Genomic DNA, 6,300 nt, shown 5'->3' with positions numbered 1-6,300 from the left:
TTCCAGACCCATACCATCGCGCATATCGAAACTCTTGGTGTGTTCACCATCTTTGGTATATGTTATAGTGCCATCGGTAAAAACCCCATCCACATCTAAAACAATATGAGTAATTTTTTTCGACTCTTTTGCACGTTTTTGGCGTTCAATTAGCAAGGTTTCAACAGCAATCCAGTCGGTTTCAGAATCTATTTCCATCAAGGTATCTTCAGGCATTTTAACAACTGCTACCTTTTCTCCAATTCTATTTTTATGTTTCTGTAATGCTTGTTTGGTTGTGGCATAAACAGATCCGTTTTCAACCAATAAACCTTCAAAATCTTGTCTACGTGGTCTTTTATGTGGATTGTAATTAATGGCGGTTCCGTTGCTGTTCCATAAAAAACGATGGGTATTTACTACTGTTAAAGCAGAATCATAACCATCATTTAATGTATCTAAACAGGCATTAATATCTTCTCTTTTAGTGAATGGCGATGTAGCTTGAAGTAAACAAAACACATCAAAATCATAATCTATACTATCACAAAATTCAAGCATCGCGAATTCGGTAGATGCCGTATCGGTAGCACTTTCATCACTTCGTAAGACCGCTTTCACTTTAGAAGTCCAATGGTATTCTTTATTTATAAAATCGATAATTTCAGAATCATCGGTATACACATAAACCATGTCTAAATCAGAAAAAACTGCTTCACCTAAAACCCAAGTAAACAAGGGTCTTCCTACCATTTTGCGTTTGTTTTTATTTACAATGCCCTTAGAGTTCTTTCTAAGGGGAATGAAGCCGATTTTTTTCATTTAAACTTGTTATTTAGAATACTTACCAATTTTTGCTAAAATACACTTTTTGTGAAGGAATGAACAAGATTTAATACCCAAATTCAAGGATGTGAAAAGTGTTTTTTTGACAAATACAAATCATATTATTTTTCTAAAATGCGCTTTCTAACTTATTACTTCTTGTAATTAAGATGATTTACATTACTATCTTTTTAAGTTATTGACAAATGTAGTTATTTCAGATGTAAATATTATTGCTCCATTTTTAAGTAAATGGGAATCATCAGCAAAATAAGTATCGTTTTTATAAATAGGATTTAAGGTATCGTAAACCAATATTCGGTTTTCCTCTATTGCTAATTTTTTAAATCGATGTAAAAAACTTTGATTAAAAGTTTTATAACTTGGAGCGAATGTAAAAACTAAGTCTATTTGATATTCTTTACAAAGTAACTGAATGTTTTTTAATGCATTTATTTTGTTGAAATCTTCAGAATCTTCACTATAAATTTCAAATCCATCACTAAAAGTTAAATTTTGTATTTTCCTATTAATTAAAATATTAGAGCCTAAGATACTTATCTCATCTTCTGGTTTTACTTTTACTTCATTTAAATCAAAATCATTTCTATTCACTCTACTCAAACAAAAATATTTAGATAATATATTCTTATCATTTCTTTTTATCAGTTCATTATTTATATAATTGTAATTTTTCAGTGGCATTAATACATCCGTTCTAAAATTTAATGATGGAACCGTTTTAAATGTATGAATATCGTCCAGTACCAATATTAATAGCTCTGGTTTATTATTAAAATCAATAAGGGTTTTGAATATAAATTCTTGAAAAATTAGGTCTGAACCTTTGTATGATAAGTTAAAGACAGATTTATTGGTATCTTGCTGTAATTGCTCTGCTATGATATTATTGGCACCTCGTGAAGATCCTAAAATAACAATATCCTTATTTATTTCACCTTTAAGTAAATGTTCTAGCCTTTTGTCGTATTCCTTTTTAGGAGCGTTTTCAATAAAGAAACAGATGCTTTTTTCTGCAACGAAAAAAATTAGAAAAAACACCAAACTTTTTATTAAAAACTGCTTCATATTAAAACTGAAAGTAGATAAATTCTTGCTGCTCTTTATTGCTATAAACAAATATGATTGCTAACAAAACCATATAAAATGACCATCGTAAAACTTTATTTTGCTTAATTAAAAGCAATTCAATAGCATATTTCTGGGTTCTACCTAACCATTCAATAAACATAAATACAACTATTAAAATTATTACATTGGTAGGTCTCACTTCAGGAAGTTTGAATAGAGAGTCTTTAAAAATATTAACAATATAATTCCATGCATGGGAAACATTTTCTGCTCTAAAAAATATCCATGCGAACACTGAAAGACTAAATGTTAATAGCATTTTCAAAAATTCCTTAACGGAAGGTACATTGGCATTTTCAGAAACTACATCCAAGTTGTTCCGATTGGATTTAGTGAGCAATAATGGCAAAAAATAAAGCGCATTTAAAAGTCCCCAAACAATAAAGGTCCAGTTGGCTCCATGCCAAAAACCACTCACTAAAAAAATAATGAACGTATTTCTAACTTTCATCCATGTTCCGCCTCTGCTACCCCCTAGTGGAATGTATAAGTAGTCTCGAAACCAGGTAGAAAGCGATATATGCCAACGCCGCCAAAACTCCGCCATATCTCTAGAAAAATAAGGAAATGCAAAATTTTGTTTTAAATTGAAACCAAACAACCTTGAAGTCCCAATAGCAATATCGGAATACCCAGAAAAATCACCATAAATTTGAAATGTAAAGAACAAAGCGCCCATTACCAAGGTACTTCCAGAATAATTATCTGAGTTATTAAATATCGTATTAGCATATTCAGCACAATTATCGGCAATTACTATTTTTTTAAATAAACCCCAAAGTATTTGTTTACAACCATCTACAGCTTGCGAATAATGAAACTGGCGTTTCTTATAAAATTGTGGCAATAAATTTGTGGCACGCTCAATAGGACCAGCTACCAATTGCGGAAAGAAGCTCACGAAGGCTAAAAATGATATTACATCTTTTGTGGGCTCTAATTTTCGTCTATAAACATCAATACTGTAACTTAATGTTTGGAAGGTGTAAAAGCTAATACCCACTGGTAAAATAATATGCAAAGTATTCGCTGAAATTTTAGTTCCAAAAAGTGAAAACGCCTCTATAAAATTTTGGACAAAGAAATTGTAGTATTTAAAAAATCCTAAAAATCCAATGTTTACAGAAATACTTAACCATAATAATATTTTTCGTTTTCGTTCATTTATTTCATGCAACAAACGCAATCCAATACCATAATCGAGTATAGAACTAAAAGCAATAAGTGCTAAAAATCGCCAATCCCACCAGCCATAAAACACATAACTCGCCACTACCAAAAGTAAGTTTTGAAACTTTAAATTTTTTGCCGTAACAAACCAATAAAGCACAAATACTATTGGTAAAAACACAGCAAAATCTAAGGAATTGAATAACATACTGTATTGATTAGAGGCTTAATAGGATAATAATTGCAAACTTACTTTTTTATTGATGGTGCTTTTTTTAACTGGTTTTCTATATTTTAAAATGTTGAACAAATCAAATAGCACCGTAATAATCGCTTTAAAGAACAGTCTAAAATATGAAATATCTGAAAGCGCATATTTTTTAAAATTATGAAACAATAATTTTAAAATTTTAATACTTGGGTTTTTATAATAAATCAAATAATATTTCATTGAATTTATCAACTGCTTTTCAAACCGGAAATAATTACGTTTTTGAAACTTCCGTTTTTCAACATCAACCCGATGGTTTACTATGATGTTGCTGTTATACTTAATATCAAATCCTAAATCTAAAACTTCGATGGCCAAAGCAGATTCTTCGCCATAAATATCCATCCAAACAGGAAAACCATTTGTGGCATGATACACCTCTTTTTTAATAGCGAAACCACAACCAACAAAATCGTTTGTAAAATAAGATTGAGAAAGTTTGGCTCGTTTTAAGGCTTCAACATCCGATTTAAACAAACCACGAATTTCTTGAAAAGCAATGATTCCTAAATTTTGATTTTCACCAAATTCGGAAACTATAGTGGTAATGAAATCATTGCTTATGGGGTGTGCATCATCGTCAAGTCCAATAATAATTTTTCCTTTTGCCTTTTTATATAAAATGTGTCTTGCAGGTGAAGCACTAATGCTTTCTTTGGAAACTGTCCAATTTACCCAATTATATCCATCAATTACAGCTTCGGTTTTTGAGCAACCATCAATAAATACCAAAACCTCATGGACAGAACTTTCTATTAAATTTTTTAATTTATTTAAGGTAAAAACCAAATCGTCTGGTCTATTTTTTGTAACGATAAGAAACGACAGTTTCATTTATTAGATTCGATTAAAACAGATTCGTAAAGGTTAATTATTTTAGGTTGCAAGATAGCACGATTATAATGTTGGTCAATAAATTTTACATTATAATTCTGAGCATCTTTTCGAAGTGTTTCATTTGCCAATGCCTCTTTTATTAAGTTTGATATTTCAATTTCATCCAAAGGATTATTAATTAAATAACCGTTTTTTCCGTGTGAAATAACTTCTTCGGAAACATTTCCTGGATTCGATTGTATGGGGAAAGCTCCCATACCCATAGCTTCTAATAAAACATTGGGCATACCATCCGAAATACTATTAGCTATATGAATACAACATTCGCCCATTATTTTCAATAGACTTTCATTTTGAAGAAAAGCATGTCTGGAATAAATCTCTATATCTAAATCTGAAAAAAAACTAGAGTTTTTAATATGTCTTTCAACTGAATTATCAGCACTATAAACAATCAATTTATAAGCTTTCAAAATACTTTTTGGTAACAATTCAAAAGCTTTTAATACTACAGAAGCTTTACCTACACCATCATCATATCCTTTTATTAAAATAATGCTTCTTTTAGAGATAGGTTGAATATTATTTTGGTTGATAGTTAGTCCGCCATTGCCAGGAAACACCCCTAAAAATTTTGAATTAAAGCCGTTTTCAACCATCAAATTGTAATCGCGTTTACAATCGGTTATTGCATAATTAACGCGATTATAAAAACGTTGTAATTGTCGTTTTGACACCCCAAGTTTATCATAATAATACACATCGCTCCCCCATGATGAATATATAAAAGGCAACTTATTAGCCTCCATTATTGGTAAAATGGGCAACCCCGATAATTGCATTTCAAAACAATGCACCATATCTGGTTTTATATCATTTAAAATCTTATTAAAAACTGAAGTTACAGGTCGTTCATTTAACTTTTGAATAGACGTGTATAGATTTGGGAAGTTTTTTTTTATGGTGGTTCTAAATGGGAAATTCCATCGCAACTTCCAGCCCTTTATTTGCGTTACCCATGTTATTTTATCAGACTTTGGACCACCATCGGTTACATCAAACCAAAAAACTTCAAACCCAGAATCTTTCAATTGGTTTACCCATTGAAAAAAGTGGTGATTTGGTATAGCAACCATAAGGATTTTCATGTAAAACTCTTATATAATGAATAAAAATACAGCTTTATAACAGCAAACTTGTTTTCATTTTTCATGAAATTGTGCCCTAATTGTTTTAGCCCTTTTATATATGCTTTCTCTCTATTATAACTAGTCATTAAACTATTCTTTTTTTCAGAAATTACTTGTCTAATTAACGCCTTTCTGTTTTCAAAATCAGCATCGTTTAGCATGAAATTTAAAATTCCCAAATTCACATTCAACAAAGCACTGTTTACTTTTACAATTGCTGAAGAAATCCCTATATCCATTCTATATACTGCAGTTACTTCATCTAAAAAATAAATTTTACCTTCATCTTTTATAAGCCATAAATAAGTTGGCCAATCGCCATATGGAAAATTAGTTATCCAAGTTGGTAACTTACTAAAATCTTTATTATTTCTAAAAAGTACTGTTACAGAAGGGATATAATTATTATAAATTAAATCTGTGAAACTAGATTCTTGATTTGTAAAACTTAAAGTGGCTTTTTTAAGAGTTCCATCAGGATACAATTTATTAAACCCTGTATAAACAATTGAATAATCTGAATTTGCTTCTAAAAAATCGACTTGTTTTTGGAGTTTATTTTCATCTATCCAATAATCATCACCATCACAAATAGCAATATACTTACCATTACATTCCTTAATGGTTCGGACATAATTATTAATCAACCCTATGTTTTTTGACTGAGCAGGAAGGAGTTTTATTTTGTCTGAATATTGCTCTTCAAAGGATTTGCAAATTGAATAAGTAGCATCTGTACTACAATCTTCGCCTATAACAAGTTGATACTTAAAATTGGTTTTTTGCATTACAATGCTCTCTATAGTTTGTGCTATAAATTGCTCCTGATTGTAGGTTAGCATAAAAATGCTTACTGTAATGTTATTCATTTAAATT

The 6,300-nt window shown here is 30.2% G+C and carries 6 protein-coding genes; all 6 read right to left on the bottom strand.

Going from position 1 to position 6,300, the window contains the following annotated elements; genetic code table 11:
* Positions 1–801 (bottom strand): cytidylyltransferase domain-containing protein (locus tag ABYI63_RS14570; protein ID WP_372757319.1); only part of this gene is annotated, 801 nt, incomplete at its 3' end.
* 186 nt (positions 802–987) lie between these two features.
* A complete protein-coding gene (locus ABYI63_RS14565; RefSeq protein ID WP_372757318.1) occupies positions 988–1,893 on the bottom strand; it encodes a hypothetical protein in 906 nt (301 codons plus the stop codon).
* A 1-nt stretch (position 1,894) separates the two neighbouring features.
* Positions 1,895–3,334, bottom strand: coding sequence for an MBOAT family protein (locus ABYI63_RS14560; RefSeq protein ID WP_372757316.1), 1,440 nt, complete (start codon positions 3,332–3,334; stop codon positions 1,895–1,897).
* Between the two features lie 18 nt (positions 3,335–3,352).
* Complete coding sequence (locus ABYI63_RS14555) at positions 3,353–4,231, bottom strand: glycosyltransferase family 2 protein (RefSeq protein WP_372757314.1); 879 nt, start codon at positions 4,229–4,231, stop codon at positions 3,353–3,355.
* Positions 4,228–5,382, bottom strand: coding sequence for a glycosyltransferase (locus ABYI63_RS14550; protein WP_372757313.1), 1,155 nt, complete (start codon positions 5,380–5,382; stop codon positions 4,228–4,230). Before ABYI63_RS14550 ends, ABYI63_RS14555 begins: the two co-directional genes overlap by 4 nt.
* Positions 5,379–6,293, bottom strand: coding sequence for a glycosyltransferase (locus ABYI63_RS14545; protein ID WP_372757311.1), 915 nt, complete (start codon positions 6,291–6,293; stop codon positions 5,379–5,381). Before ABYI63_RS14545 ends, ABYI63_RS14550 begins: the two co-directional genes overlap by 4 nt.
* Positions 6,294–6,300 lie beyond the last annotated feature (7 nt).

Origin of the sequence: Mariniflexile sp., from assembly GCF_041583155.1 — a bacterium.
Taxonomy (GTDB): Bacteria; Bacteroidota; Bacteroidia; order Flavobacteriales; family Flavobacteriaceae; genus Mariniflexile.
The sequence above is the reverse complement of the archived record's forward strand: the minus strand, read 5'-3'. Positions and strand labels throughout refer to the sequence as shown.